At 24.6% G+C, this 4,422-nt stretch carries 5 protein-coding genes and 1 pseudogene; 1 reads left to right on the top strand and 5 read right to left on the bottom strand.

What is annotated here, in order from left to right; genetic code table 11:
- From U880_RS0100510 to U880_RS0100490, 5 genes and pseudogenes are all read right to left on the bottom strand, one after another.
- A pseudogene (locus U880_RS0100510) lies at positions 1 to 609 on the bottom strand (DUF244 domain-containing protein); the annotation flags it as partial.
- Positions 610 to 1,043: 434 nt separating this feature from the next.
- Positions 1,044 to 1,619, bottom strand: a complete 576-nt coding sequence (locus U880_RS0100505) for a chromosome replication/partitioning protein (RefSeq protein ID WP_024654344.1) — start codon at positions 1,617 to 1,619, stop codon at positions 1,044 to 1,046.
- 56 nt (positions 1,620 to 1,675) lie between these two features.
- The gene (locus U880_RS0100500) at positions 1,676 to 2,425 is read right to left on the bottom strand and encodes a ParA family protein (protein WP_024654343.1); all 750 of its coding nucleotides are present in this window, start codon (positions 2,423 to 2,425) and stop codon (positions 1,676 to 1,678) included.
- Complete coding sequence (locus U880_RS0100495; protein WP_024654342.1) at positions 2,401 to 2,961, bottom strand: DUF226 domain-containing protein; 561 nt, start codon at positions 2,959 to 2,961, stop codon at positions 2,401 to 2,403. The genes U880_RS0100500 and U880_RS0100495 overlap by 25 nt, the downstream gene beginning before the upstream one ends.
- Before the next feature lie 28 nt (positions 2,962 to 2,989).
- Positions 2,990 to 3,694 (bottom strand): plasmid maintenance protein, encoded by a 705-nt coding sequence (locus U880_RS0100490; RefSeq protein ID WP_024654341.1) that lies wholly within the window; start codon positions 3,692 to 3,694, stop codon positions 2,990 to 2,992.
- A gap of 189 nt (positions 3,695 to 3,883) precedes the next feature.
- On the opposite strand from U880_RS0100490, the gene U880_RS09685 reads away from it, so the two are divergent.
- The coding region (locus tag U880_RS09685) for a recombinase RecT (RefSeq protein WP_038358567.1) at positions 3,884 to 4,422 on the top strand (539 nt) is incomplete at its 3' end.

Here is a 4,422-nt window from a genome sequence, read left to right as displayed (position 1 = left end):
AGCTGATGTTAAATAATTACTATCACTACATTTAATCTCTAATAGTTCTGTTTCACCTTGATTATTTACAAACCAACCATCTATTGTTGCACCAACAAGATTATCTCCTAATCCTACTCGTTTGAAGTAATTATATTTGTCTATTCCATTAGCATATTTGTTTTTGTGTAAAATTTGTATATTATCAGAATAAATACGTAGAAACTCAGCAAATCCTAAATTTTCTAATGCTTTGCCTTTTTTAATATGCAAATTATCTTTATATGGAACTTCTTTCCCAAAAAATTTAAGTACTCTACTTACAATTAATTCAGAAGCAGCATCAGCACCAAGAAATATACTCCCAACTTCACTAGCACCAAATCTTGTTAATGCTTCACGTTGAATAGAAAAATCTACTTTACTATTAAACTTGAAATATTCACCTTTTTTTATGCCTGGTAATTTACGTCCTATTTTGCTTATTTTACTTACATTAGTTTGTTTATTATTATCAGAATCTACGGTTGGAACAAAAGATTCTAACCCTTTAATAACTGGTTGGGTGTATAAATTTTGTTGATTCATTTTTTTTACTCCATTATTAATTGTTTTATTAATATTTGTCATATTCAATCTCCTTATAGTATTTCATAATATAAAATAATAACAAAAACTATTCTGTTTTGCAACATTTTAACAAAAAAATCAAGATTTATGGGTAATTTATAGATAATAAATTGTACTAATTTTGAAACAAAAAATTTAAATCCCTATTAATAACTATCTTAATACAATAAAATTATTAACAGGGATTTAAATCTCTGCCTTTTAAACTGCATGCATCAACATCAAAAAAATGTCGATTAAGATTTAAAATCTTTGATTGTAAAACTACAAGGATGATCTAGTGAATAGACTAGATACCCAACAATAAGAAGTTATAACATATTCTAAATAAAATCAAGCATTTTATAACAAAAAAATATTAATACTATATCTTTAAAAAGATTATCATCAAATTTTATACTTTATATATTAAATCTCGTATAAAATCTTTACACTTAGCCTCTTAAACTTTCAAATTCTTTTAAAAACTCTTTAATTAAATCTTGCTTAGATTGAAATAGTTTATCCAATAAAAAACTAGTAAACTTAGCATTTTTCTTATAAAAATCATAACTTTCTTGTCTTTTAAGTTGAAATCTTAAGGGTTTTATGGGATTTTGTTTTGACTTTTTTATTGTTTTACCTTGTTTATCCCGCAATAAACTTAATATTTGTCTAAACCCGTTTTCTAATACAAACTGCTCTTCTAATAAACCCTCTTCTAAAGCTGCTGCAATTTTTAAATAATTATAAGCCTGAGTTTTTGCAACATCATAATTCTTTATAAAAGCATCAAAACTTTTATAACCATCTAATTTATAATACTCATTATCTTTTATTTCTTTTAGTATCTTCATACATTCTATTTTATTATAGATTCCTTCTCTAAGATTTATGTATAATTTCTTTTTTAACGTATTATAACGAACTGCTCCTACACTTTCTCCATTATTATTAGATTCAGTAAGTAATGCATTACCTTTTGAATCAATATCTCTTTTATGAATCTTTACACTTTCATTATTTTTCATTTTTATCCCCTTAAATTATCTTTATATTAGTTCAACCTGTTGAACTAATATTTAAATTAATTAATTTTTTTGCAAAAATTAATTAAGGAATTCTTATATTCTTTTATATAATCCTTCTCAAAATCAAAAATATTGTTTTCTGCTATCCTTCTATTCAAGTCTTCTCGTTCTGATACAGCTCCCAAAAAATTATTTTTGGCGTAAATCATTTCTAATAATTTCTTATGTGTATTATTTTTCTTAAATCTAGTAATAATAAAAAAAATAGGAAGTTCTAAAACTATTTTTTCCATAAAAAATTTCAAAAGATCAAAACTTTCAATTGTCCATTTTTCTGCGGTCATTGGTACTATTAAATAATTGCAACAAATTAAAGAACTAGTCAATGTAAAATCTAAACTTGGTGGAGTATCAATTACTATATAATCATATTGAACATCTAAATATTTAAGGTCATTCTTTAACTTAAATTCACTAAAAGCATGTTTATATCCAAATGCATTTATACTATGTAACGTCAAGTAACTAGGTATTAAATCCAAATTATTTTCAACATTTAAAATTGAACTGTTGATATTCAACTTATCTATTAAAACTTCATATATGTTATTACTTCTCAAGTCTATATTCTTCTTCTCTATTTTTTCATAAAAATAACTAGTAGTAGAAGCTTGAGTATCCATATCTATTAACAACACTCGATATTTTTGAGCCAATAATATTGCAAATATTATACTAGTCGTACTTTTACCAACACCACCTTTAATTGATGCAATCGTAATTACTTCTGGTTTTTTTCTAGCCATCTTGTTATAATCCCTCCACTTGACAACTGTTTGCCATAAAACTCATATATTTGTTTTTCTAATCTATTTATTATTTCAAATAATATTTTGCAGTACTTTGTATTTGATTTCTCTTTTCTAAAGAAATAATAAATTCCTTTTATATAGCAAAAAACACTACCCTTTTTAAATCTAAACTCTACATAAAACACCTTAGGAAAGGTATGTGTCTTAATAATCCCATTTTCTTTATATTTAGATATAACATTTTTTATTGGTTTTCTATATCCATAATACATACCTAAAAATTTGTCACCATCTTTAATAGAAAATAAATGAAATTTACATGTTTTATCTTTAAAAAGATCTCTCAAAATTAGAAAAAATTTATTGCTATCGTTTTTATCAATCCCAAATGCAAAAAAATCTCGAAAAATTTTTGTATGATATACCGTTCTATCTTTTATCCTCTCTATTTTCAAGAAGACATCTGTTTTATTTTGAAGCTTTTCAATTTCTAATTTTTTTTCTTTTAGTCTTCTTAATGAATCTTCCATATTCTTTCCTTAAAAATTTGTTTTTTATCTAACAATCTTTGCAAGTATTATTTTCAATCTTTAAGTTCTTCAACCATTCTTGTGTTCTAATTATGCTATCTTCATATCTCTTTTTATTTGCATTTTCTTCTATCTTATCCAGATATCTCATAGTTTTCCATTTTGCTACATTTTTTATCATATAGTTCGTGTCGATCGTTCTATTTCCTATTTCTTTTTTCTCTTCTTTTTTATTTTTTTTATTCTTTATTTTTTTATTATTAGTTATATTATGACTGACATTTTTAGTTGCATTTTTAGATTTATGAATATTTAACCCTTTGTTTTTTAAGTAATATTTTTGTTGTGTTTCTTTTGTGAATTTATATGTTTCATTTGCATCATGTTCAACTATTGCTTGTTTATCTTCAAGAAAACGTTTTAAATTTTTGAGACTGTATTTATTTGCTGCATATCTTATGTATGAGCCATTTCCTTCTCCCAATCTTAATAGAGTTTTTTTAATAATACCTTGATTACATAACAAGGCTAAATCTTTTCTAAGGGTTCTGAGTGTAATTATTTTGAGTTCGTCTTTAGCTAGAAAACGATTTAATGTATTTAAAATACTGGTTTGATTGTACTTGATAGAATTCTTTTGAAAGAATTTAACTATTGATACTATTTTATAATATCTGTTGTGATATTTCTTTGATGGTTTTGTATAGGGTAATGACTTTTCATTGCTATTCATTCGAGCCTCCTATGTAGCTTTCTTATTATTAAGAATAACTTAATTATTAATAATAAGCAAACTTTTATTAATAAAGTTTTATTTAATATTTAGCAAATATACTATATATAACATAAAAAATTGACAAAAACTAGTATATGTGATACCATACATAATATATTTTTTAAATAAATTGCAAGGAGATTAAATATGAATAAAAATAATAATATGATAAAGAATCAATCAACAAATACAGTAGATGTAATAATAGATAAAATGAATTCAAGTAATATTGCAGAAGTATGGGAAACATACAAGATTATGCATAATCTTAACAAGATAGATGCTTATTCAGAACGAGAAATTTTAACTTTATTACAAGTAAACAAATTAAATCCATTTAAGAAGGAAGCATACATAATACCGTTCAATGGTCGTTATACAGTTGTAGTAGCATATCAAACATTGCTTATACGTGCATATGAAGCTGGATATAGCAAGTATGATCTTGACTTTGAAGAAAAATTGGTTAAATCAATTAAGATTGATTCTAAAGGTAATAAGGTGATACAAGAAGATTGGCAGTGTACAGCTTTTTTCAAATCAGATGATGGTAATCGTTATAGTTTTTCTGTTTTACTTAGTGAATATTATAAGAACACACCTATTTGGAGAGAAAAGCCAGTATTCATGTTAAGAAAATGTGCTGTAAGTTGTTTATGTAGAACTTTACCAGGTTCAGGACTTGA

The organism is Borrelia hispanica CRI (genome assembly GCF_000500065.1).
GTDB lineage: Bacteria > Spirochaetota > Spirochaetia > Borreliales > Borreliaceae > Borrelia > Borrelia hispanica.
The sequence above is the reverse complement of the archived record's forward strand: the minus strand, read 5'-3'. Positions and strand labels throughout refer to the sequence as shown.